This is a genomic window from Streptomyces sp. NPDC001508 (genome assembly GCF_040298665.1).
Classification (GTDB): Bacteria; Actinomycetota; Actinomycetes; order Streptomycetales; family Streptomycetaceae; genus Streptomyces.
The window spans coordinates 1-23,136 of record NZ_JBEPAP010000041.1; the positions used below are offsets into that span (position 1 = coordinate 1).

Consider the following 23,136-nt stretch of genomic DNA (forward strand, 5'->3'; position numbering starts at 1 on the left):
GAAGCCGGTTTCCAGAAACGCGAGATCGAACGCAACGCCTACCGCATCGCCCAGGAGACCGACACCGGCACCCGGACCGTCGTCGGCGTCAACACGTTCCGGCTCGACGAGGAAGAACCCTACGAACCACTCCGCGTCGACCCCACCATCGAGACACGACAGGCCGAGCGGCTTGCGGCGCTGCGGGCCGGGCGGGACCGGGGCGCGGTGGACTCGGCGCTGGCCGCGCTGCGGAAGGCGGCCGTGGGCGAGGACAACGTCCTGTACCCGATGAAGGAGGCGCTGCGGGCCCGGGCGACGGTCGGCGAGGTGTGCGACGCGCTGCGGGAGGTATGGGGCACCTACGCCCCGTCGGACGCCTTCTGAGACCCACCGGACCGGGGGCGGGCGGGGTTGTCGTACTCCTGTGCGACACTCCTTTCCGTGTTCGGTGTCATCGATCTCCCCACCTATCTGGCAGGACTCGTCGTGATCGTCCTGCTGCCCGGCCCCAACTCCCTGTACGTGATCTCGGTGGCCGCCCGCCGCGGGATCCGGGCGGGGTACACCGCCGCGGCCGGGGTCTGGTGCGGGGACACCGTGCTGATGACGCTGTCCGCCGCGGGGGTCGCCTCGCTGCTCAAGGCGAACGCCGTGCTCTTCGGCATCGTGAAGTACGCGGGCGCCGGCTATCTGACCTGGCTGGCCATCGGGATGCTGCGGGCCGCGTGGGGCATGTGGCGGACCCGCCGGGAACAGACCGCGGAGGAGGCGGCCCCGGCTCCGGCCGCCGGGGAGCGGCCGTTCAGCCGCGCCCTGATCATCAGCCTCTTCAACCCGAAGGCGATCCTGTTCTTCGTCGCCTTCTTCGTGCAGAAAGTTACAGAATCGGAACGCTCTGACCGGTTGAGCGAGACGATATTGCCCGGCCGGTTGTAGTACACCCAGCTCACGTCCACGCCGACCGGCAGGACATCCAGCACGTATTCGCGTCTCGTGTCCAGGCTCGCGTACGCCTGACGCCCGTCCTCGCGCTGCATCGGGGGGTTGTCAAGAAAGTGCTTGACCATCCAGTCGAGAGCCGCTGTGGCGTCCGGCCAGGTGCGCTCATGGGCCGCCTGGTTCCGCTTCATCAGCCAGTGCCCGGACATCATGGGCGGCAGGTTCGAGGTCGGGAACTCGGCCATCACTTCGCGGTACCGCTGAAGGATGCGGATGGCCACCTTGTCCTCGTGCGCGGGAGGAGCAGGGGGGTCAGGATGCGGAGGCCGCCGGTCGCCTTCCCGGTGGTAGCTGTCCTCAGGTAAAGCACCTGCTGCGCCTTGGGGCTCACGCTGCACCCGTCCCGCTAGGTGACCGTGGGGATCGAGGTGTCGTTCCGGGTGGTGCCCGCCTTCTTGAGGCGGGGGCCGAGGGGGCGCTCCACATAGCGGTGGATCAGCCAGGCGAGGCCCAGCATGCCGAGCACCGTGACCGTGAGCGTCGGCCACGGCGGCAGGCCGAGGCCGCGGTGCAGCACCCGGATGACGCACCAGCCCAGGTGCTCATGGACCAGGTAGAAGGGGTACGTCAGCACGCCTGCCGTGGTCAGCCAGGGCCGGCAGGCCCAACGCGTCCGGCCCAGCGCGACGGCCGCGACCGCGGCGAAGCCGAGCGTCAGCAGCAGCAGGATCACATACGGGCTGCGGTGGAAGTCGCCGGCGGCGCCCGGACGCCACAGCCCGGTCGTCACGGTCTCCTGGCCGAGCAGCCAGGAGACGCCCACGATGCCCCACAGGGTCGGGTTCCCGCCGCACCGGTGGATCAGATACAGCGCGAGCCCGCCGACGAAGAACGGCGCGTGCTCGGGCATGACCAGCTGGGCGGTCAGCTCGTTGCCGGCGCCCTTGCAGATCACCGCGGCCAGCGTCCACACGCAGCAGAACAGCACCACCCGCCGGTAGGTGACGCCCCGCAGCACCACGCACACCGCGAACAGGGCGTAGAAGCGGACCTCGGCCCACAGCGTCCAGCACACGCCCAGCACCCGGGGCACGCCCGTCGGCATCTGAAACATCGTCAGATTGACCAGGACCTGGTCGAGGCGCAGCGGTTGGAGGGCGGCGGGTACGACGAAGGCGGCGCCGGTGACCAGCAGCACGGCCGCCCAGTACGCCGGGTAGAGACGGGCGACGCGGGACCGGAAGAAGTCGCCCGGGCTGCGGCCCCAACTGCTCATGCAGATCACGAAGCCGCTGATGACGAAGAAGAACTGCACGCCGAGACAGCCGTAGACGGCCGCCGTGGCGAGGTCCGGGAAGATCCGGGCCGGCGACTGGCCCCAGGAGCGGGAGATGTCGCCGCCGCGTCCGGCGAAGTGGTAGAGGCAGACCATCAGCGCGGCCAGCAGGCGCAGCCCGTCCAGGGCGGGCAGCCGCTCACGGCGGCCGGCGGGGCCGTGGAGGGGAGCCGTGTCCGCGGCGGGAACGGGGGGAGAGGGAACGGAGGCGAGGGTGGAGGAGGTAGCTGCCATCGTGCGGCACGCCTACCCTCTGCGGTCGGCCCGTCGCGGCTTCGCGTCCGGATGTCCCCAGGACGAAGGAGCGCTCCCACCGGCAGCTGGGGGAATCACAGGATCACCGCGGTCCACCGCCCAACGATTCTTCCGTAGTCCCCGGTGTGTTAACCCGCGCGTCGTTTTTACTTCCTAGTTTCTCCATCCATCCCCACGCGTCGGCAAACGCGCGGCATGCGGCGGTAAATTCAGTCTTTGCTTGGCAAAACAGGAGAGTTATGACGAGGGTCCAGAACAGGCGGGCACCAGCGCGCGGAGGGGAGCTGGACGACTGCCTGCGCGCCTGTGCGGTGCACAGCGGCAAACTCGTCGGCAGCCTCGACCGCCGCCGCGCGGAACTCGCCGAGCAGCTGCGCAAGCTGCTCGTGGTCCACACCACGGTCGGCACGGCCACCCCCGTACCCGCCCCGGCAGGCGGCGCCACCGCCCTGCTCAAGCGCGCCGTCAAGGGCGCCACCGCCCCCGCCGGCGGTATCGGCAACGAGCTGCTGGACGCCCTGCTGGCCGTGGCCAACAAGGCGCTCGAATGCGGCTACGACGACGAGCTGAACCTCGCCCTGGTGATCAGCGAGACCGTCCTCGCCCAGCGGAAGAACTCCCGCGCCGGCTGGCGGCTGCGCGCCCGCGTCCTGGAGGCGGCCGGCGAGGAACGCGAGGCCATCGAGGCCTACGAGCGCTACCTGGAGCTGACCGACGAGGACGGGTTCGGCGTGGCGGCCCGGATCGCCGGGATGCGCCGGGCCGAGGAGCGCGAGCGTGAACTGCTCGACCTGCTGAAGCGTCAGTGCCCGCGCGCCACCGACCACACCCGTGGCCCCGCCACCGACATCTGGGCCGAGGGCCTGGCCCTGCACGCCCTCGGCGACTGGGCGGAGGCCGAGCCCCGGCTGGTCGGCGCCCTGCTCGTGCTCGCCGCCGACGAGGCCCCGGTCGCCGACCGGCAGGAAGTGCTCGGCCAGTACCTCGATCTGCGTACCGGCCTGGCCGACGCCGACCCGGCTGCCCTCGGCGAGGCCGTCGCGCTCTACGCAGAGCAGCGCCGCATCCGGATGCGCGGTCCGGTCGCCGATCCGACGATCGGCGGCGTGCAGTGGATCACCCTCGGCGAGTTCCGCAACCTGATCGCCGGCAAGTCCATCTGTCTGATCGCCAACTCCGGCCGGGTCGGCGCCAGTTCGCTGGGCAAGGAGATCGACGACTACGACCTGGTGGTCCGCTTCAACTCGTACAAGATCGACCCGAAGCACACCGGCACCCGGACCGACATCCACGCCACCATCCACAAGCACGGTTTCAACTGGGACAAGCCGGTGACCACCCGGCTGGTCTTCGGCGGCATCTCCGGCGACTGGAAGCACTCCCTGCGCAACCGCCTGGTGCCCGGTGCCCAGCAGTACCTCGGCGACGAGTCGCTGCGCTGGCCGCTGCGCAACATCGGACACATCGGCGCCGACGCCTGGTCCGGCATCCCCACCACCGGCTTCAACATGCTGTGGCTGCTGGACTTCCTGGACGTCAGCCCCACCCTCGACCTGATCGGCTTCGACTTCTACGAGAGCGGCGCCTACCGCGTCCAGGAGGCCATGAAGCTCGCGATCACGTCCGTGCACGAGTACACCAGCGAGAAGGCATGGGTCATGCAGCGGGCCCAGAGCGTGACCGACATGAGGATATCCCTGCGATGACCACGACCTCCCCCACCGGCGCCGCCATCGTCAGCCCGGCGGCCTCGGCGTCCGCCCACGCCCTCACCGGCAAGCGGCGCATCGCCTTCGCGAGCTACGTCGACGAGAACTACCTGCCCGGATTCCTCGTCCTGCTGCGCAGCCTCGCCCTGTCCAACCCGGGTGTCTGCGAGGACTTCGTCGTCCTCTACGACGATCTGCGCCCCTCCTCCATCGCCCGGATCCGCGCCCTGCACCCGCGCATCGTGCTGCGCCGGGTCGAGGACGAGCGCTACGACTCCTACGTCAAGGGCGACCAGGACAACTACCTGGTACGCAAGGCGTACTTCATCCTCGACATCTTCCGGCTGCGCGACTACGACACGGTCATCACCCTGGACACCGACATGGTCGTCCTCGGCGACCTCGGCGAACTGCTCAAGCTGCGCGAGGGGCTGGCCGCCGTCCCGCAGTTCTTCTACGGGCAGCACAAGCTCAACTCCGGGCTGCTGGTCATCCAGCGCGAGTACCTGTCCGACGAGTTCTGCGCGAAGATCGACCAGACCGGGCGCAGCGGCGAGTACGAGCTGGACAAGCACGACCAGGGCATCCTGAACGCCGTCCTCGACGGCGACTTCGTCCGCCTCGACGCCCGCTACAACTTCGTCAAGCGGCGGCTGTCCGGCGATCTGCCGGTGCCCGAGGACACCGCGATCCTGCACTTCACCGGCCGCCACAAGCCGTGGCAGGGCGGCGAGTCCGGGTACTCCCTGGCGGAGGAGCGCTGGCGCGGCTTCGACATGACCGACGCGGAGTTCCACGCCGCGTACGTGGCGCTCGGCGGCGCCCACCACGATCTGCTCGTGCACTTCGGCACCCCGCATGTGCGGCGCACCGGCGATGTGGAGATCGCCCGCAAGCTGGCCGCCACCCACATCGCGGCCGGCGAGTACCAGGAGGCCGTGGACGTCCTGTCCTCGGTGCGAATACCCCTGGACGCGGCCTGGCCGCACGAGGTGCTGGGCCACGCCCTGATGAGCGTCTCCCGCTACCCGGAGGCGAAGACCCAGCTGCTGATGGCCACGGCCGCCCCCAACCGGGCCGCCACCGCCTACGCCCGGCTCGCCCAGATGGCCTGGGTGCACGGCGACAACGCCGAGGCGCTGCGGTACGCCACCGCCGGTCTGTCCGTCGACCCCACGCACCGCTCCGACCGGCTGTGGGCGCAGCGCGCCGCCGTCGTGCCCCCGCAGGAGCAGGGCGCGCCCGACGACCAGCTCGCGCACGTCGCCTTCTACATGGACCGGCAGGGCAACGCCGGTGACAAGCTGCTGCCGGAGACCGTCCGGCTCGGCTTCGGCCCCGACACCACCTCGCGCCGCTGGCACTCCGTGCACGCCCACCGGCTGTTCGACGCCGCCGCCCTGGAGCGGGTCAACGCCCGGCGCGGACTGGTCATCGGCGGCGGCGGGCTGTTCATCCCGGACACCATGCCCAACGGCAACAGCGCCTGGCAGTGGAACGTCCCGGACGAGCATCTGCGCGCCATCGACGTGCCGATCATGGTCTACGCGGTGGGCTTCAACGCCTTCGACGGCCAGTCCTACCGGGCCACCCGGTTCAATGAGAGCCTGCGCCTGCTGGTGGAGAAGGCCGCTTTCTTCGGGCTGCGCAACCACGGCTCCATCGCGAAGGTCCGCGCGCTGCTCCCGCCGGAGCTGCGCGACAAGGTGGTCTTCCAGCCCTGTCCGACCACGGTCACCCGGCAGCTGATCGCCGGCTGGAGCGACCCGCTGTACCGCGACGACACCGTGATGCTGAACGCCGCCTACGACCGGGCCGGGCTGCGTTTCGGACACGACTACGGGCACTTCCTCGGCCAGATGGCCGAGGCAGTCCGCAAGATCGGCGCGCACACCGAGGTCAAGTGCGTCGCGCACTCCCTCGACGACGAGCGGATCGCCTTCGACCTGCGCCGCGAGCACGGGATCTCACTGCCGGTGATCCCGATGTACGACTTCTCCAACGACGAGATCCGCGAGACCTACGCCAAGGCCCGGCTGGTCATCGGGATGCGCGGGCACGCCGGGATGATCCCCTTCGGGGTCGGTACGCCCATCATCAGCCTGATCTCGCACCCGAAGATGGCGTACTTCCTCAACGACATCGAGCGCCCCGAGTGGGGTGTCTCGGTCCATGAGCGGAACCTGGGCGCGGTGCTCACCGAGCGGGCCCTGCACATGCTGGACAACCACAGCCGGACCGTCGCCGACGTGCACGACCGGCAGGAACTGCTGTGGAAGGTCACGCAGGAGAACGCGGCCCGGATCCAGCAGATCCTGGCCCGCTGACCAGAAGGGCGTGGGGCGGGCCCCGTCAAGGACCCACCCCACGCCCGAAAAGCGCTCACGCGCCCCACGCACCGCGGCCCCCGCGCCGAGGGCGGCACCGACCGGCACATACCAAGCCGAGACAACGCCACGACGGCCGCCCCGTTCAGCGGCGTACCGCCCGGCGCAGGCTGCGGGCCTTGCGGGCGACGCGGCGTACGGTGGCGTTGCGCGGAATGAACGACAACTGCGCCGGGACCCCGCCCGGCAGTGCCAGCGCGGTCAGCCGCTTGCGCTTGAAGTAGCGCAGTGTGTGCGGGTTCAGATGCTTCGCCAGATAGCCCTCGGCCTCGGTGCGCAGCTCCGGGTAGATCTTCGGCTGCATGGTGAAGCCGACGGCCCGGACGAGTTCGCCGAGCGCCGTCACGTCCAAGCCGGGCCGCTGCTCGGTGACCGCGGCGCGGTCCGTCAGATCGGGCAGCAGCGCGTCGACGAGGGTGACCGGGACGCGGTTGCTGTTCTCGAACGGGGACAGCCGGTCCAGCAGGGTGTCCGTGCCCACCCGGGCGGTGGGCAGGCCGTACAGCGCGGACGCGGTCAGCAGCGCCGTGGAGAAGCAGCCGACGACCAGCGCCGGGCGCATCCGCTGGTACAGCACCTCCGCGAGGACCGGCGTGTCGAGGACCGTGAGGTCGGCGCCGAGCCGCTCGGCCTCCCGCTCCAGCGTGCTCGTGAAGCGTGCCGGGGCCGACGGATGCGGCTTGAACACGATGCGCTCGTGGCCGAGTTCGACGGCGCCCTTCAGCATCCGCACATGAAGGTCCTCCTCCTGCTCCGCGCTGAGGATGCCGAGCGCCGACAGATACTGGCCGAGCAGCAGCGCGGGCTCCTCGATGTCCGGCAGCCCCGCACCGCCGCCGGCGAGTTCGGCCAGCACCTTGGTGAACGCGGCCGTCGGCACGATCTGGGCCGGCACGTCGAACTCGGTGAGCAGCAGCGGCCTGAGCCCCGGCACCAGGTCGAGATGGAGCAGCCGGTCCACCCGGGTGCCGACCAGCGGATCGATCTTGTTGCGGGTGGGGCCGTAGCTCATCAGGCCGTCCGCGTAGACCGTCACGGGCGCGCCGGTGAACATCTGCGTGAGGCTGAGCGACGGGTTGACCTGGATCGACTCGACGGCGAGTTCGATGTCGTCGTCGCCGAGACGCCAGGCGAGCCGCAGGTGGCGTTCCCACAGCGGCAGGTCCTCGGGCCGCGGTGCCCAGCCGCCCGGGTGGAACGGGAAGATCGTCTCGTTGTACGAGATCACGTCGTCGAACCGCTCCCGCAGCCGCTCGAAGCCCGGCATCGCGTCCGGGCCGGGCGTCGTCTCGGGCGTCGCGGCGTTGTTGCAGACCAGCAGCACACGCCGGTCGGCGGGGCGGAAGGCGCCTGAGTCCAGGGCGGCGGCCAGCGTGGCGGTGCCGTACAGCGTCGACACCTGGAAGATCTGCGTGGTCACGCGGCGGCCCCCGAGGCGGCGGGGCGGCGGCGCAGCCGGCGCAGCTTCGTGGCGCGCGCCAGGTCCATGGAGTCCAGGGCTTCGTCCAGGACGCCCTGCGGCATGCGCCGCAACGCGGCGGCGCTCAGTGTCTTCAGCTTCTTCGCCACCGCGGGCTCGAACCTTTCGATGGATCCCAGATGATGGGAAATGATGGCGCAGTAGGTGCGAACGGCCTTCGGCAGCAGCGCGTCCGCCTCCGGGTCCTCGGCGGTCTCCTCGATGACCTGATCGAACGCGCGGATGAAGTCGAGCTGCCGGACATCACCGATCTGGGTGAGCGAGGAGGCCACGCCGCGCCGATAGAAGACGCCGAGCAGGCTGCTCACCGCGAACGACTCCGCCTCCCGGTGCAGCTTCCAGATCCACGGCCGGTCCTCGGCCGTGCGCAGCCCGTCGGTGAAGTGCAGCAGCCCGCGGTCCACCAGCCGGCGGTGGTAGATCCCGGCCCAGGCGTAGGCGTAGTCGACGGACGTGGTCCGGTGGGTGGGCAGGATGGCGTCGCGGGGGCGCATCACCACATTGCGCCGGCCGTGCGGCACCAGATGCACCGCGCGCGCCCGCCCCGTGCACTGCACATGGTCGGTGCGCAGGAAGTCGCAGCCCAGGTCGTCCAGGGCGGCGACGAGCCGGGGGTAGTAGCCGGGGGCGAGCCAGTCGTCGCCGTCCAGGAACGTCAGATACTCGCCGCGGGCCCGGTCGATGCCGGTGTTGCGCGCGGTCGCCAGCCCCCCGTTCTTCTCGTGTCTGACATGTACCGCGCCTGGCAGCTCACGCTCGGCGCGCGCAAGGATCTCTGGCGTCCCGTCGTTCGAGCAGTCGTCGACGAGAATGAATTCGAAGTCCTCACGGGCGTTCGCACGCAGGCTTCTGAGCGTGTCTGGCGCGTATTGCTGCACGTTGTAGAACGGCACGATGACGGAGAGCTTGAGCACACGGTGGACGTTAGGGCGGGGCCCGTCATTCGTCTTGACCGTCACCTTGATATCAGGTGAACGACGTGTGGCGAAGCCGTGAACCGGGGCCTTTTCCCGCTGGCTCCCGGGCTGATTCGCCATCCGTCGACGTGCTGTTAACCGTTTGTTGTGTTCGGGTTGGGCGGAACCTCTCAATGCCTTCCTAGCGTCTTCGGCGTGCCAATCAGTGCAACGAAGTCCCTGCGGGTCGCCGTGCTCGCGGATTCCGACACCCGCTGGAAGTGGGGCGCCCTCACCGCGGGCCGCATCGCGGGCGGCGGCCGGGCCGAACCCGTCGAGTCGGGCATCCGCCTCGACGGCTATCTGCTGCGGGGTCGCGCCACCCCCACCGCCCGCCAGCTGCGTGAGGTCGGCGTGCACGCCGACTCCCTGCGTGAGGTGACCGCCGTCGAGTTTCTGCGCGCCATGAACGCCATGAACGACGAGCCGTACGACGTCCTCGTCCTCGCCCTCGTGGGCGGAGGCGTCCAGGCCATGCTGCACGGCCTGAAGCGGGTCTGGGAGGACCGCACCGAGCGGCCCGTCGTCGTCACCGGCTATGTCGGCGTCGTCTACGAGAAGCTCGCCGACGGCCTGCTGCTGCGGCACGGCGCGGACCTCGTCCTCGCCAACTCCCGCCAGGACGCGGACCGTTTCCGCGATGTGTACGAGGGCGTGGGCGCCGACGCCTCCTGCGTGACCGAGGTGGCGCTGCCGTTCCTCGGCGGCGCGCCCTACTCCGGCGAGCCCGCGCCCGCCACCCAGCCGGAGGGCAGGCCCTACACGGTGGTGTTCGCGGCCCAGCCCTCGGTCCCGGAGAGCCGCAAGGACCGTACGTACCTGCTGGACCGGCTGATCCGGCACGCGCAGGCGTTCCCCGACCGCGAGGTGCTGCTGAAGCTGCGCTCCCGGCCGGGCGAGCACACCACGCACATCGAGGAACTGCCGTACCAGAAGCTGGCGCAGAGCCGCGAGCTGCCCGCCAACCTCCGCCTGGTGTACGGGCACATGGGCGAGGTCCTGGACCGCACCGACCTGCTGGTCACCATCAGCTCGACGGCCGCCCTCGAATCGCTGCACCGCCGTATCCCCACGGTCGTCCTGACCGACCTCGGGGTCCGCGAGATGCTCGGCAACCACCACTTCGTCGGTTCCGGCTGCCTCGCCTCCTGGGACCAGCTGGACGCCGGTCACCGGCCCGAGCCCGATCCCGAGTGGGTGGCACGGCAGGGCGTCGCCGCCGACGGCACGTACGGCACGGCCTTCGACGCCGCCCGGCACCGCCTCACCCGGCTGCTGGGCCGGCCCGGCGGGCTGCCGCCGCTGAACCCCTACTACACGACCGAGACCGCGCCCGGCTATCTGCCGGGGATCCTCGCCCGCCACCACCTCGGCCCGGACGGCTCCCCGCTGCCCGGCGCGCCCGCTGCTGACAAGACGCCGGGCCCGGTCCGGCAGATCGTGCGCCGGGCGGCGCGCGGCGCCTACCGCCACGGCGTCCAGCGGGTGGCACCTGTGATCCGACGAATGGGAGAGCTGTGAGCGACCGGATCCCGCGTCAAGGAGGAGAACCCATGTCCAACTCCCGGGCGGGCCAGGGTGCTTCGGTGCGCCGGGTGCTCGCCGTGATCCCCGCGCGCGGTGGCTCCAAGGGCGTGCCCGCCAAGAACCTCGCCCCCGTCGGCGGGGTGCCGCTGGTGGCCCGCGCGGTGCACGAGTGCCGGGCCTCCCGGCTGGTCACCGATGTCGTCGTGTCCACCGACGACCAGGCCATCGCGGCGGCCGCCCGGCAGGCCGGCGCCGAGGTCGTGCTGCGGCCCGCCGCCATCGCCGGCGACACCGCCACCTCCGAGGCCGCCGTGCTGCACGCCATGGACGCCCACGAGGCGCTGCACGGCGCCACCGTGGACGTCGTCCTGCTCGTGCAGTGCACCAGCCCGTTCCTGATCCGCGAGGACGTGGACGGGGTCGCGGCGGCCGTCGTCGAGAACGGCGCCGACACCGCGGTCACGGTGGCCCCCTTCCACGGCTTCATCTGGCGGGAAGCGGGCGACGACCCGGTCGCGGTGGAGCCCGCCCGCGAGCAGGCCGCCGCTGGTCCGGTTGCGGCGGAGTCCATCCGCGAGCAAGCCGCTGGTGGTCCGGTTGCGGTGGAATCCCGCGAGCAGGCCGCCGACGGTGCCACCCGCGTCGCCGACTCCACGGCCACCCGCGGCGGTTACGGCGTCAACCACGACAAGTCGTTCCGCCCGCGCCGGCAGGACCGCCCCCAGGACCTGCTGGAGACCGGCGCCGCCTACGCCATGGACGCCACCGGGTTCCGCGAGCACCGGCACCGCTTCTTCGGCCACACCGAACTGGTCCGCACCGACCCGGCCCGGGTGCTGGAGATCGACGACCCGCACGACCTCGCCCGCGCCCGGGCCCTGGCCCCGCTGTTCGACGCGGCCAGGCCCGGCGCCCTTCCGGCCAAGGACGACATCGACGCGGTCGTCCTCGACTTCGACGGCACCCAGACCGACGACCGGGTGCTGATCGACACCGACGGACGGGAGTTCGTCTCCGTGCACCGCGGGGACGGACTCGGCATCGCCGCCCTGCGCAAGAGCGGCCTGAAGATGCTGATCCTGTCCACGGAGCAGAACCCGGTCGTCGCCGCCAGAGCCCGGAAGCTGCGGATCCCGGTGCTGCACGGCATCGACCGGAAGGACCTCGCCCTCAAGCAGTGGTGCGAGGAGCAGGGCATCGCGCCCGAGCGCGTGCTCTACGTCGGCAACGACGTCAACGACCTCCCGTGCTTCGCCCTCGTGGGCTGGCCCGTGGCGGTCGCGAGCGCCCACGACGTCGTGCGCGGCGCCGCACGCGCGGTCACCACCGTCCCCGGCGGCGACGGCGCCATCCGAGAGATCGCCAGCTGGATCCTCGGCCCCTCTCTCGATTCCCTCACCAAGTAAGGACATCCCCTGATGAGCACCAACTCCCGCATCCGTGCCTTTGGTTCGCGTGAGGCCGGCCCCGGCCGCCCCGTCTACATCACCGGCGAGATCGGCATCAACCACAACGGTGACCTCGACAACGCCTTCAAGCTGATCGACGCCGCCGCCGAGGCCGGCTGCGACGCCGTCAAGTTCCAGAAGCGCACCCCGGAGATCTGCACCCCGCGCGACCAGTGGGACATCGAGCGGGACACGCCCTGGGGCCGGATGACCTACATCGACTACCGCCACCGGGTGGAGTTCGGCGAGGACGAGTACCGCAAGATCGACGAGTACTGCAAGGAAAAGGGCATCGACTGGTTCGCGTCCCCGTGGGACACCGAGGCCGTCGCCTTCCTCGAGAAGTTCGACGTCCCGGCCCACAAGGTCGCCTCCGCCTCCCTCACGGACGACGAGCTGCTGCGCGCCCTGCGCGCCACCGGCCGCACGATCATCCTCTCCACCGGCATGTCGACCCCGAAGCAGATCCGGCACGCCGTCGAGGTCCTCGGCAGCGACAACATCCTGCTCTGCCACGCCACCTCCACCTACCCGGCCAAGGCCGAGGAGCTGAACCTGCGCGTGATCAACACGCTGCAGCAGGAGTACCCGAACGTCCCGATCGGCTACTCCGGCCATGAGACCGGCCTGCAGACCACGCTTGCTGCCGTCGCCCTCGGCGCCACGTTCGTCGAGCGCCACATCACCCTGGACCGCGCGATGTGGGGTTCGGACCAGGCCGCCTCGGTGGAGCCGCAGGGCCTCACGCGCCTGGTGCGTGACATCCGGATCATCGAGGCGTCGCTCGGCGACGGCGTCAAGAAGGTCTACGACTCCGAGCTGGGCCCCATGAAGAAGCTGCGCCGGGTCCCCGGCGCCGTGGCCGAGGCGGAGATCGCCGCGGCGGCGGGCGAGCCGGTCACCGTCTGACCCCGCCCGAGCCCGCCTTGGCCCCCTGCCGAACGCCTCACGGGACGGTCGTACGACGATGAACCGACGCGCCGGTAACGCCGGCCCGAGCCTTCGCACCCTCGCCTTCGTGGAGAGCCCGGTACAGCTGCTGAACGTACTGGAGTGGGCGCACACCCATGCCCTGCGCGGAGCGCCCGGGGCGCGGGCGTCCGGCGCGCCGGCGTCCTTCCCGTCCGTACCACCCCAGGTACGACGCACCCCACACGGCGACGCACCGCCGTCCGGCGCGGAGCCGACCGGGTCGGAGCCGTCCGGGGCGGGGCCGTCCGAGGTGCTGCCGTCGCAGGCGGAACCGTCAGGTGTGGTGCCGCCGGGGGCGGAGCCGTCAGGAGTCGTGCCGTCGGGGTCGGAGCCGTCAGGTGTGGTGCCGTCCGGGGTGCTGCCGTCGGGGGCGGAGCCGTCAGGAGTCGTGCCGTCGGGGGCGGAGCCGTCAGGTGTGGTGCCGTCCGGCGCGCTGCCGTCAGGGTCGGAGTCGATCGGGGCGCTGCCGTCCCGTGGGGTGCCGTCCGGTGCGGAGCTGACCCTTGTCGTCCTGTCCCCGACCGACCCGATGACCCGAGGGCAGCTGCGGCGCATGGCGGACCTGGCCCGGGACGAGGGGTACGAGGTGCGCTGGGAGGAGGCGCGGGGCGGCACGACCGCGCCCTTCCAGACCATCGGCGGCCTCGCCGGGGCGCTGCGCCGGGCGGACCGGATCGTCATGGGCGACCCGTTCTCCCGCTATGTACAACTGCTGCTGACCATCACCAGGGCGCGCGACCTGGTCGTGGTCGACGACGGCACGGCGACGATGGAGTTCGTCGCCCAACTCGCGCGCGGCGAGCGGCTGGTGCGCTGGCACCGCAAGGGCGGCCGGCCGGGGCCGCGCGACCTGCTGTTCGCCCCGGTCTCCTCCTCGGCCCGACGCCGGCTGACACCGAGGGCCGGCCGCCGGGTGGAGGTGTTCTCGTCCATGCCGGTCGAGGAGACCCCGGACGGCGTCACGATCACCGCCAACGACTTCGGCTGGACCCGGGCCCGGTTCGGCCCGCCCCGCATCACCAAGGGCGCCGACATGGTCGGCACGTCGCTGGTGGAGACCGGCGTCGTGGACGGCGACCGCTATCTGGAGGCCGTACGCGGCCTCGCCAAGGCACACGGCGCCGCCCGCTACTTCGCGCACCGCCGCGAGAGCACGGAGAAGCTGCACCGGCTCGCGACCCAGACCGGCCTGGAGATCGTCCGCCCCGACCTCCCACTGGAACTGATCGCCCGCCGCGGCCCGATCGGCCGCACGGTCCTGAGCTTCCCGTCCACCGTCGTCCACACCCTCCCGCTGGCCCTGGCCGGCACCGGCGTCCGCGTCGCCGTCTGCGACATCGACCCGACCTGGCTCACCGACCACGCCTCCCCCCGCGCCCAGGGCTTCCTGTCCGGAGTAACAGACACAGCAAAAGACATCCACCGCCTGTCGACGGTGGCCCTGGCCTGAGGAACCCTGACCGTAAAGGGTCGTCGGGCGCACCCGCGCTTCACTGGTCGGGTGCCGCCCGCTGAGCTGTCCGCCGTCACACGGGTGTGTGTCCGTCCAGGTAGGTGCGGACAACCGTGGAGAGTGCGGCGTTGGTGGTTTCTGTGAACGGGGTCCAGCGGATGTCTTCCGGTGGGAGGCTGGCGCCGTCCGACGGGGACTCGGTCAGCAACTGGCAGACCACGGCGGACACCGTGTCCTGTGGCTCCAGCGTCTGGGAGCCGTCCACGAGGTAACCGGTCAGCTTGTAGACGACGCGCGCCGCGGTGGCCTCGGCCGTCTCGGCCTGGTTCGGGGTGCCCGAGGGCAGCCTCCAGCGGTCCGGCCCTCGGACAAGCAGGGCGGCATACCCGCGGAGGACCTGGCCGCAGTCGGCCGCGCCCTCGCCCTGGTCAAGGAGCACGACAACGCGGAACTCGCTGCGCTGACCACGCCCAGGTGATGTGCGGTTGCCCGCGCGGGTCAGCGACGGGGGCGGCCCTTCAAGCCCTCGACGAAGGCGGCGAAGGCGAAGGCGGAGAAGGTGACGACAGCTCGGGCGGGTGTCTTCGAGTCGCGGACGGCTAAGTGGGTGTCCAGGTCGGCGACTTCGACGCAGTCGTTGCCTTCGCCTCCGCCGGAGTGAGATGACCTCTTCCATGAGGTCGGGGTGTTCATGCTGGTCCTCACGTGTGGTTGCTCGTGGGGGTCAGCGGGTGGGGCTGATCCTTCAAATCCTCCACGAAGGCGGCGAAGGCGAGGATGGGGAAGGTGAGGACGGCCCGGGTGGGTGTCTTCGAGTCGCGGACGGCTATGTGGGTGGAGGCGGTGGCGACCTCCACGCACTCGTTGCCGTCGCCCTCGCCGGAGTATGACGACTTCCGCCAGTTGTCGGGGGTGATCATAGGATGCCTCACAGCTCCTTGGTCAGCTCGTGGATGAAGTCCCGCGACCGGTCGGGCTCAAGGGATACAGCTTCCACTCTATGGAAGCGTGTTCGGTAGATGTTCAGCTGAGCTTCGGAGTTGATGAAGACAGAGCCATGAGGTGCGTCCCGTACCACGGTGTCCAGCTTGGGCAGGGGACCGTTCACATACGTCATCGTGCTGGAGGCTCTGGCGAAGCCGTCCAGGTCGAAGGGGATGATGCGCACGGTGATGTGGTCCGCTTCGGACAGTTCGAGGAGTCGAGCGAGTTGGGCCCTTGAGGTGGCACGGTCGCCGACTCGGATCCGGAGTGCCGCCTCATGGATCACCGCTTCGTACGGGATGGTGAACTCCTGACGCGCCTTTCGGTGCCGGATGCGCAACTCGAGTTCTTCGCTGGTCAGTTCCGGCAGCCTGGACGAGAAGACGGCACGCGAGTAGTCCTCGGTCTGCAGCAGGCCAGGCACGTACAGGATGGCCACGTGACGAAGGAACCCGGCGTGGTGCTCCAGCTCGGACAGGTCCAGGAACGGTGTGGGCAGCATGCCTCGGTACTCCTCCCACCAGCCGCGTGTTCGGTCAGTGGCCATGGCGACGAGCGCGTCGATGAACTGGTCATCCGTGCATGCATAGTTGACTGCAAGGCGACGCAGGCGTTTCTCGCTCACGCCGGTGAGGCCGGACTCGATCTGGTTGATCTGAGTGGAACTCACCCCAAGCAGGGCTGCCGCTTCGCGGCCGGAGAAACCTGCCGCCTCGCGAAGTCGGCGCAGCTCGACGCCCAGGCGCAACTGACGTGCTGTTGGTTCGCGCCTCAACCCAGCCATGAACTGCTCCTCGGTTCAACGCGCCTGTAAGCGCGACTCGTTCGAGGGTCAGATTAGCGATCCACTTGCTAGACCTGGAAATCCAGGTCTACCGTCAGTGATGCAACGCATGCGCAGCGATAGTGCGCCGCTGATGCGGCGATGCCGCCGCACGCAAAACCCCTCACCTCACCGGAGTTGATGTCGCATGCCCGAAACCTGGGACTACACCCTCTCCATCCCCAACGACCTCAGGGCCGTCACGGTGTGCCGCCGTACGCTTCGGCTGATCCTCACCCTGCATGGGCTGATCGGCCTCGTGGACACCGCGGAGCTGATGGCTGCGGAGCTGGTCTCCAATGCCGTACGGCACACCAAGGGGCCCGCAGCTCTCCGGGTGCGGCGCTCCCCGGAGGGCGTTGTGTGGATCGGCGCCTGGGACACGGACCCTGTGCCGCCACCTCCGCCGCAATCGCTCGGTCAGGCCACCGAGTTGGAGGAAGGGCGAGGGCTCGCCCTGGTGACGGCCTGCGCCGACTACTGGGGCTGGCGGCCCTCGGCCCGATGCGGGGAGCGGGGGAAATATGTGTGGTGCGCACTTGCGGTGGCCTGAGCGGGACGGTGCACCCGGTGCGGTGGGGTTCCAAGGGTGTCGGGAGATGCTCCACGGACGGGCGGAGCCGCTTGTTTTGGAGAGATTGAGCCGGGTCGGGGTGTGCTCGGAGCCGTCACACGGGTGTGTGTCCGTCCAGGTAGGTGCGGACAACCGTGGAGAGTGCGGCGTTGGTGGTTTCTGTGAACGGGGTCCAGCGGATGTCTTCCGGTGGGAGGCTGGCGCCGTCCGACGGGGACTCGGTCAGCAACTGGCAGACCACGGCGGACACCGTGTCCTGTGGCTCCAGCGTCTGGGAGCCGTCCACGAGGTAACCGGTCAGCTCGTAGACGACGCGCGCCGCGGTGGCCTCGGCCGTCTCCGCCGGTCCGGGGGCGCCCGAGGGCAGCCCCCAGCCGTCCGCCCGCCGAACAAGCAGCAACTGTCCGTCGTAGCCGACGACTGCCTCCACTGTGCCCGCGGCAACCTGCTCCAGCGTCATGGCTCGACCATCCCTTCCCCCGGTGCCGTCCCGGCCGCCCGTCGGCGAGTGCCGTACCACCGGGTTCTGCACGCCTACCCGGACCCGCCCGGAGAACGCATACCGGTACGCGACGGCCGGACCCACCCGAAGTCATCCCACAGCCGGCGCCCCATTATCCGCGGCCTCACGCGAGGCCGACGCGGGTAGCGTGACAGTAGGGAGGCACCGCATGAACGACCAAGCGAGACGCGCCCGGTTCGCCGCCCACCTGGCGGGCCTGCGCAAGAACGCGGGCCTCTCGCAGCGCTCGCTGGCGCTCCGGCTGTGCGTCACCGCCGGTATCACCACACTCACGCGCAACGAAGTCTCCCGGTGGGAGCGTGGCGAGCGCATCCCGGGCGCGTGGTTACCGCCACTCGCGCAGGTGCTCGGGGTGCCGCTGGACGGCCTGGAGCGGGAAGCCGCGCGGGCCCGGGGCGAAGCAGAGCCGCCAGGGTGCCCGGACCGCGAGCCGGACACCTACGTGCAGGACGCCGTGGGGTGGCTGCTCGCCCACGACAACCGCCACGGCGGGGACGACGTGGCGGACGCCGCCGTACAGGTGTGGGAGGCCGAACGGGGCCGGATCACGGGTGAGGACAAGCAGCACCTCGCCCAGGTAGCGGAGATCGGGGAAGTGGCCGGGTGGCTGCTCCACGACGCCGCCCGGTTTTGCGAGGCACGCGCCACGCTCGCGGAGGCGCACACCCTGGCCCGTCTTGCCGGGGACGGCCCGCTGGAGTGGTTCATCCTGGACCTGATCGCCATGAACGGCGTGCACACCGGCCGCGCCGGTGAGGCCATGGCGATCACGGACGAGTTGCTGACCGGCCGCGAGGTGCCCGGCCGCGTCGCGCTCATGGCCCGCGTACGGCGTGCGCGCAGCTTTGCGCAGGCCGGAGACCGGACGCGCGCCCTGGACGCCCTGGAGCGGGCCACAGGGGGACTCCAGGACTCGATACAGGCCAACGACCCCGCATTCACCTGGTGGATCGACGCCACCGAAGTTGGCCTGCACACAGGGGAGACGCTGCTGAGCCTCGGAGACCCGCGCGCGGCGCTGCCGCACCTCCAGCGCAGTTCGGCGGCCTCCCGTGACGGAGGCCGTCGGGAGTTCGGCAATGTGCTCGCGGAGTTGACCGCTCTGGTGCGGCTCGGAGCGTGGCAGGAGGCCGAAGCGCCGCTGCTGCGGCTCGAACCGATCTTGCGCGCGGTCACGTCGTCCCGGACCCGCGTCCGCCTCCGGTCCACGCTGCGCGCCATCGGCCGGGATGCCCCGTCATGGCTCGCGGACACCGCGCACCAGGTGGCGGCTGCCGGATAGGACGTTTACGCAGCAGAAGCCGCAGCCGGTGAGAGCTGCCGTCTTCCTGGCGTTCAGGCGGCGGGAAGTCCCGGCCGCCCCTCGGGGGCCAAAAAAGGTTCTCCGGCGCACCGAACCTCCCCAGGGCATTGCGCATCTTCAAGTGCGTAGGCGCGCACTGACCTCGCGCGCCGATTCGTACGCGAGGGGAACCCGAAACTTCATGAACAGCAAGCTGACCGCCGTGGCCCTTGCGGCCGTCGTCGTCGCCGGCACTGCCGCTGCCGCCGTTCCGGCCTCGGCCGCCGCCAAGGCCGAGCCGACCCGCTGCCACACCGCCGACCTGAAGGCCGGCTTCGCCCTGGGGGATGACGCGAAGCCGGAGATGGATCAGACCACGAAGCAGACCCAGGCGTACATCTGGTTCACCAACCAGAGCAAGCGCACCTGCACCCTGTCCGGCTTCGCCGGTGTCGACATGATCGGCGCTCAGAAGACCGACGGCACCTGGTCGCTGGCGCGCTCCTCCAAGAAGCCCGAGAAGATCACCCTGGAGCAGGGGGACACGGTGGACTTCAGCATCACCTTGCTCCCGGTGGCGAAGTCCACGCCTCAGAAGGAGAAGTTCGTTCCGGCGAAGTTCCTGGTCACCCCGCCGAACGAGACGGAGCACTTCACCCTGAAGTGGCCGTTCGGCGGCCAGATCCTCAAGCAGGACGGCGCCACCCACCCGGCCACCTTCCTCAACCCGGTCGGCCTGTAACCAACTGGGCAGCCTCTGAGCTTTCCTTTCATTTCATTGTGAGTGAGGCGGAAGGTATCGCGGTCGGCCGCTTGGACCGGTCGACCGCGGGAACCCGGCCGCCTCCAGGATCGCGGCGTACTCGGCCCGGTTGCGCCGATCGGCGGAGACCAGGTACGGGACGAGGGACATGGGCACCACCCAGGCGATGGCTGCGACGGTCACAGCCGTGGTCGGTGACGTCACTCCCATACCGAGCCGCAGACCGAGGACCACGCACGCCACGGTGAGGCCGACGTAGGCGATCACCGCCCGCTGTTTGTCGGTGAACTGGGCCGTGAGATCGAAGCCGATACGGGCCGATCTTGCGTATGTGCCGCCGCCCCATCGGTGACGCCCCCACTTATGCGTGTGCTCTACGCGAGCGAGGCCGTCTTCAATGCGCCGATGAAGGCGGGGGCGGGGAAGGTGAGGACGGCTCTGGTGGGCGTCTTCGAGTCACGGACGGCTATGTGGGTGTCCTGGTCGGCGACTTCCACGCAGGTGTTGCCGTTGCCTCCGCCGGAGTACGACGACTTCTTCCACGAGGTCAGGGTGCTCATGCCGGTCCTCACAATTCCTTCGTCAACTGGTCGATGAGGTGATGCCGGTTGCCCTTGGAGGTCAGGGGTGGGGATGTTCCTTCAAAGCGTCGATGAATACGGTGAAGGCGCGGGTGGGGAAGGTGAGGGCGGCTCTGGTGGGGGTCTTGGAGTCGCGCACCGAGGTGTTGAAGGTTGTCTGGGCTATCTCTACACAGGCGTTGCCGTCGCCGCTGCCGCTGTAGGAAGACTTCCGCCAATGGTCGGGAGTGATCACCGAACGCCTCACAGTTCTCTGGCCAGCTTGTGGATGAGATCACGCGACCGGTCAGGGTCGAGTGACGCCGTCTTCACTCTACGGAACAGTGTTCGGAAGACGGCCAACTGCGCCTCCGAGTCAATGAACAGCGATCCGTGGGGACCGTCCCGGACCACGGTGTCCAGCTTGGGTACAGCCCCGCCGACGTAGACCATGGCGGCCGTGACGTCCGCGAACCCGTCCAAGTCGAAGGGGATGACGCGCACGGTGATGTGCTCCGCCTCCGACATTTCCAGGATGTGGGCGAGTTGTGCTCTGGAACCGGCACGCCCGCCCACTCTGACCCGCAGTGCCGCTTCGTGTACCAGTACGTCGTACGGGACCGGTTGCGGCCCCTCGATGACAACGCGCCGCTGAACACGATGGCGGACGCGCAACGCCAGCTCCTGCTCGGGTAGTGCGGGTACCCGGCAGGAGAAAAGAGCCCGGGCGTAGTCCTCCGTCTGGAGGAGCCCCGGGATGTGCAAGAAGTCCACATCCCATCGGTAGGCGGCGTGGTACTCCAGTTCGGCCAGGTCCAGGAAAGACGTGGGCAACAGGCCCCGGTACTCCTCCCACCAGCCGCACGCTCGGTCGGTGGCCATTGTCACCAGTGCCTCGATCAACCCGGTGTCCGTACAGGCGTAGTGAGCGGCAAGTCGTCGGACGCGTTCCCCGCTCACGCCCGCCGTACCGAACTCGATCTGACTCATCTGAGCCGAGTCCGTCCCCAGCAGCGCTGCGGCTTCGCGTCCCTTGAGCCCTGCCGCTTCCCGCAGTTTTCGCAGCTCGGCGCCCAGACGTTCCTGGCGTGCGGTGGGCTCTTTCCTGCGCGCCACGCTTCCTCCCTGCGCTCAACTGACCTGAAGTAGCACCTCGTTCGAGGGGCAGATTACGGCAACGACTTGCATGGTCCCAAATTATGGCCCTACTGTCGGTGACGTGCCGCCTACACGGCGGAAGTGCACCGCTTCGTCCTGCCGTGACGGCCGCGGCAATGCCACCGCTCGTGATCCCGCTGACACCAACGGAGTTGATGCCGCATGCCCGAAACCTGGGACTACACCCTCTCCATCCCCAACGGCCTCAGGGCCGTCACGGTGTGCCGCCGTACGCTTCGGCTGATCCTCACCCTGCATGGGCTGATCGGCCTCGTGGACACCGCGGAGCTGATGGCTGCGGAGCTGGTCTCCAATGCCGTACGGCATACGAAGGGGCCCGCAGCTCTCCGGGTGCGTCGCTCCCCGGAGGGCGTTGTGTGGATCGGCGCCTGGGACACGGACCCTGTGCCGCCACCTCCGCCGCAATCGCTCGGTCAGGCCACCGAGTTGGAGGAAGGGCGAGGGCTCGCCCTGGTGACGGCCTGCGCCGACTACTGGGGCTGGCGGCCCTCGGCCCGATGCGGGGAGCGGGGGAAATATGTGTGGTGCGAACTTGCGGTGACCTGAGCAGGACGGTGAACCCAGAGAAACGACAGCAACCGTCCGGCTCGCTGGTGTCGCACCGACGTGAACACTGCTGGGCTCTTGTGACAGCCGTGTTGGCCGAGGCGCGCACGAACAGCTTGTGGCGGATGGTTCAGTGCTGGGGGTCGTCGTCGCCGAAGTCGGGGAACTCGGTGGCCAACAGGTGCTCCGCGCCGCCTTCGAGGGCTCGGGCGGTCTCGGCCGAGCGGGGGAGCATCGTCTTCTCGTAGGCGCGGACGGCGTCGTCCACAGTCGCCGCGTTCGCCAGGGCCAGGGCGAGGTCGCTTGCGTCGAGCATGGCGAGGTTGACGCCGACGCCCAGCGGCGGCATGAGGTGGGCGGCGTCGCCGAGCAGGGTCACCGTCGGGTCGTGCTCCCAGGTGTGGGGTACGGGCAGGGCGAAGATCGGGCGGTCCACGTAGGGGCCGTCGTTGTCGGTGATCGTCTGCTTCATGCGGGGCGACCAGTGGGCGTAGCGCTCCAGGAGCCGGGCGCGGATGGCGTCGGTGTCCTTGGGTGTCAGGCCGCTTGCGGCGATCCAGTCGGCCGGGACGCGCTGGATCAGGTAGACGCGGATGTGGTCGTTGCTGTTGCGCTGGGCGAAGATGCCGCGCCGGCCGTCGGCGGCGTGCGCGCCGCCCTGGCCGACCAGTTCGGCGATCTCGGCGTGACGGGATTCGACGTCAGAGAACCACGCCTCCAGAAAGCTGACCCCGCTGTACTCGGGAACCGCCGGCGAGACGGCCGGGCGCACGCGGGAGAAGGCGCCGTCGGCCCCGATGACGAGGTCGGTCTCGGCGGTGGTGCCGTCGGTGAAGTGCAGCAGACGTGGCCCCTGGGCGGGTCCGCTGACGCGGTCGAGGCCGTGGCCCCAGTGCACCGTGTCGGGCTGGAGGGAGCCGAGCAGCAGGTCGCGCAGCTGGCCGCGGTCGATCTCCGGCTTGAACAGCTCGTCGGGCTCGGGGACCTGGTGGGAGGTGATCGTGCCCGTCGGGTCCAGCTGGCGCATCTCCTGCCCTTCGGGGCGGGCCAGCTTGAAGAACTCGTCGAGCAGGCCGGCTTCACGCAGGGCGATCTGGCCGTTGTCGGCGTGCAGGTCCAGGGTGCCGCCCTGGTTGCGTGCGTCGGGGCCGGTGTCGCGCTCGTGGACAGCGACTGCGATGCCGTGCCGCTGAAGGATGCGGGCGCAGGTCAGCCCGCCGGGTCCGGCTCCGATGATGCTGATCCGGGCGTGAGAGGGGTTCGGAGAAACCATGGGTCTGTCCTTCACTGAGGGATGGGTGGGACGTCGCGGCCGGAGATGGCGTTGTTCGGTGCTCGGAACCCGGGGACGCGATGTGCCGCGGCAGGCGGCGGTCGTCGGATCGGTGCCGCGGTCGGACCGCGGTGTCGCGTCCGGGCAGCCCAAGGGCCGGAAGGGCTGTGTCTGCTCTGCCGCTC

At 70.0% G+C, this 23,136-nt stretch carries 25 protein-coding genes and 1 pseudogene; 13 read left to right on the forward strand and 13 right to left on the reverse strand.

What is annotated here, in order from left to right:
• The 3 genes and pseudogenes from ABT245_RS29845 to ABT245_RS29855 form a co-directional block, all read left to right on the forward strand.
• Positions 1-366: methylmalonyl-CoA mutase family protein (locus ABT245_RS29845; protein WP_351739268.1), on the forward strand; the 366-nt coding region annotated here is incomplete at its 5' end.
• 57 nt (positions 367-423) lie between these two features.
• Positions 424-903: pseudogene (gene leuE, locus ABT245_RS29850) on the forward strand (leucine efflux protein LeuE); the annotation flags it as partial.
• 138 nt (positions 904-1,041) lie between these two features.
• The gene (locus ABT245_RS29855; protein ID WP_351739271.1) at positions 1,042-1,185 is read left to right on the forward strand and encodes a hypothetical protein; all 144 of its coding nucleotides are present in this window, start codon (positions 1,042-1,044) and stop codon (positions 1,183-1,185) included.
• A 142-nt stretch (positions 1,186-1,327) separates the two neighbouring features.
• Here the strand turns inward: ABT245_RS29855 and ABT245_RS29860 are convergent, their stop codons facing one another.
• Positions 1,328-2,491: an acyltransferase family protein gene (locus ABT245_RS29860; protein ID WP_351739274.1), complete on the reverse strand. Its 1,164-nt coding sequence runs from the start codon at positions 2,489-2,491 to the stop codon at positions 1,328-1,330.
• A gap of 260 nt (positions 2,492-2,751) precedes the next feature.
• Here ABT245_RS29860 and ABT245_RS29865 point away from each other — a divergent pair, with 260 nt between their 5' ends.
• Both ABT245_RS29865 and ABT245_RS29870 read left to right on the forward strand, forming a co-directional pair.
• A complete protein-coding gene (locus tag ABT245_RS29865; RefSeq protein WP_351739277.1) occupies positions 2,752-4,218 on the forward strand; it encodes a glycosyltransferase family 29 protein in 1,467 nt (488 codons plus the stop codon).
• Positions 4,215-6,548, forward strand: a complete 2,334-nt coding sequence (locus tag ABT245_RS29870; RefSeq protein WP_351739279.1) for a glycosyltransferase — start codon at positions 4,215-4,217, stop codon at positions 6,546-6,548. The genes ABT245_RS29865 and ABT245_RS29870 overlap by 4 nt, the downstream gene beginning before the upstream one ends.
• Before the next feature lie 145 nt (positions 6,549-6,693).
• Here the strand turns inward: ABT245_RS29870 and ABT245_RS29875 are convergent, their stop codons facing one another.
• Together ABT245_RS29875 and ABT245_RS29880 are read right to left on the reverse strand one after the other, a co-directional pair.
• Positions 6,694-8,028 carry a polysialyltransferase family glycosyltransferase gene (locus tag ABT245_RS29875; protein WP_351739282.1) on the reverse strand — a complete coding sequence of 445 codons (1,335 nt, stop codon included), beginning with the start codon at positions 8,026-8,028 and terminating at the stop codon, positions 6,694-6,696.
• The gene (locus ABT245_RS29880) at positions 8,025-9,002 is read right to left on the reverse strand and encodes a glycosyltransferase family 2 protein (protein WP_351739285.1); all 978 of its coding nucleotides are present in this window, start codon (positions 9,000-9,002) and stop codon (positions 8,025-8,027) included. Before ABT245_RS29880 ends, ABT245_RS29875 begins: the two co-directional genes overlap by 4 nt.
• Positions 9,003-9,200: 198 nt before the next feature.
• Here ABT245_RS29880 and ABT245_RS29885 point away from each other — a divergent pair, with 198 nt between their 5' ends.
• From ABT245_RS29885 to ABT245_RS29900, 4 genes are all read left to right on the forward strand, one after another.
• Positions 9,201-10,565, forward strand: a complete 1,365-nt coding sequence (locus tag ABT245_RS29885; RefSeq protein WP_351739288.1) for a DUF6716 putative glycosyltransferase — start codon at positions 9,201-9,203, stop codon at positions 10,563-10,565.
• Between the two features lie 32 nt (positions 10,566-10,597).
• Positions 10,598-11,977: a cytidylyltransferase domain-containing protein gene (locus ABT245_RS29890; RefSeq protein ID WP_351739290.1), complete on the forward strand. Its 1,380-nt coding sequence runs from the start codon at positions 10,598-10,600 to the stop codon at positions 11,975-11,977.
• A 12-nt stretch (positions 11,978-11,989) separates the two neighbouring features.
• Complete coding sequence (locus ABT245_RS29895; RefSeq protein ID WP_351739293.1) at positions 11,990-12,928, forward strand: N-acetylneuraminate synthase family protein; 939 nt, start codon at positions 11,990-11,992, stop codon at positions 12,926-12,928.
• A gap of 496 nt (positions 12,929-13,424) precedes the next feature.
• A complete protein-coding gene (locus tag ABT245_RS29900; RefSeq protein ID WP_351739446.1) occupies positions 13,425-14,441 on the forward strand; it encodes a hypothetical protein in 1,017 nt (338 codons plus the stop codon).
• A gap of 76 nt (positions 14,442-14,517) precedes the next feature.
• On the opposite strand, the gene ABT245_RS29905 is transcribed toward ABT245_RS29900, so the two are convergent.
• From ABT245_RS29905 to ABT245_RS29925, 4 genes are read right to left on the reverse strand one after another with little or no spacing between them, the layout of a single operon-like run.
• Positions 14,518-14,883, reverse strand: a complete 366-nt coding sequence (locus tag ABT245_RS29905; protein ID WP_502982224.1) for a hypothetical protein — start codon at positions 14,881-14,883, stop codon at positions 14,518-14,520.
• Positions 14,884-14,942: 59 nt separating this feature from the next.
• Entirely contained in the window at positions 14,943-15,137 is a 195-nt protein-coding gene (locus ABT245_RS29915) for a DUF397 domain-containing protein (RefSeq protein WP_351739295.1), read from the reverse strand.
• Positions 15,138-15,145: 8 nt separating this feature from the next.
• Positions 15,146-15,364 carry a DUF397 domain-containing protein gene (locus ABT245_RS29920; RefSeq protein ID WP_351739298.1) on the reverse strand — a complete coding sequence of 73 codons (219 nt, stop codon included), beginning with the start codon at positions 15,362-15,364 and terminating at the stop codon, positions 15,146-15,148.
• Between the two features lie 8 nt (positions 15,365-15,372).
• Positions 15,373-16,212, reverse strand: coding sequence for a helix-turn-helix domain-containing protein (locus tag ABT245_RS29925; protein WP_351739300.1), 840 nt, complete (start codon positions 16,210-16,212; stop codon positions 15,373-15,375).
• A 187-nt stretch (positions 16,213-16,399) separates the two neighbouring features.
• Between ABT245_RS29925 and ABT245_RS29930 the strand changes: the two genes are divergently transcribed.
• Positions 16,400-16,804, forward strand: a complete 405-nt coding sequence (locus ABT245_RS29930; RefSeq protein ID WP_351739302.1) for an ATP-binding protein — start codon at positions 16,400-16,402, stop codon at positions 16,802-16,804.
• Between the two features lie 115 nt (positions 16,805-16,919).
• Here the strand turns inward: ABT245_RS29930 and ABT245_RS29935 are convergent, their stop codons facing one another.
• Entirely contained in the window at positions 16,920-17,285 is a 366-nt protein-coding gene (locus ABT245_RS29935) for an NUDIX domain-containing protein (RefSeq protein ID WP_351739305.1), read from the reverse strand.
• Between the two features lie 211 nt (positions 17,286-17,496).
• Between ABT245_RS29935 and ABT245_RS29940 the strand changes: the two genes are divergently transcribed.
• Both ABT245_RS29940 and ABT245_RS29945 read left to right on the forward strand, forming a co-directional pair.
• A complete protein-coding gene (locus ABT245_RS29940; RefSeq protein WP_351739307.1) occupies positions 17,497-18,630 on the forward strand; it encodes a helix-turn-helix domain-containing protein in 1,134 nt (377 codons plus the stop codon).
• A 202-nt stretch (positions 18,631-18,832) separates the two neighbouring features.
• Complete coding sequence (locus ABT245_RS29945; RefSeq protein WP_351739310.1) at positions 18,833-19,372, forward strand: DUF4232 domain-containing protein; 540 nt, start codon at positions 18,833-18,835, stop codon at positions 19,370-19,372.
• A 33-nt stretch (positions 19,373-19,405) separates the two neighbouring features.
• On the opposite strand, the gene ABT245_RS29950 is transcribed toward ABT245_RS29945, so the two are convergent.
• The 4 genes from ABT245_RS29950 to ABT245_RS29965 form a co-directional block, all read right to left on the reverse strand.
• Positions 19,406-19,660: a hypothetical protein gene (locus ABT245_RS29950; RefSeq protein WP_351739313.1), complete on the reverse strand. Its 255-nt coding sequence runs from the start codon at positions 19,658-19,660 to the stop codon at positions 19,406-19,408.
• 107 nt (positions 19,661-19,767) lie between these two features.
• Complete coding sequence (locus ABT245_RS29955; RefSeq protein WP_351739315.1) at positions 19,768-19,953, reverse strand: DUF397 domain-containing protein; 186 nt, start codon at positions 19,951-19,953, stop codon at positions 19,768-19,770.
• A gap of 61 nt (positions 19,954-20,014) precedes the next feature.
• Positions 20,015-20,209 (reverse strand): DUF397 domain-containing protein, encoded by a 195-nt coding sequence (locus ABT245_RS29960; RefSeq protein ID WP_351739317.1) that lies wholly within the window; start codon positions 20,207-20,209, stop codon positions 20,015-20,017.
• An 8-nt stretch (positions 20,210-20,217) separates the two neighbouring features.
• Entirely contained in the window at positions 20,218-21,069 is an 852-nt protein-coding gene (locus tag ABT245_RS29965) for a helix-turn-helix domain-containing protein (protein WP_351739320.1), read from the reverse strand.
• Between the two features lie 204 nt (positions 21,070-21,273).
• Here ABT245_RS29965 and ABT245_RS29970 point away from each other — a divergent pair, with 204 nt between their 5' ends.
• Positions 21,274-21,678 carry an ATP-binding protein gene (locus ABT245_RS29970; RefSeq protein WP_351739323.1) on the forward strand — a complete coding sequence of 135 codons (405 nt, stop codon included), beginning with the start codon at positions 21,274-21,276 and terminating at the stop codon, positions 21,676-21,678.
• 130 nt (positions 21,679-21,808) lie between these two features.
• Here ABT245_RS29970 and ABT245_RS29975 read toward each other — a convergent pair whose 3' ends face one another.
• Positions 21,809-22,951 (reverse strand): FAD-dependent oxidoreductase, encoded by a 1,143-nt coding sequence (locus tag ABT245_RS29975; protein WP_351739326.1) that lies wholly within the window; start codon positions 22,949-22,951, stop codon positions 21,809-21,811.
• Between the last annotated feature and the right edge of the window lie 185 nt (positions 22,952-23,136).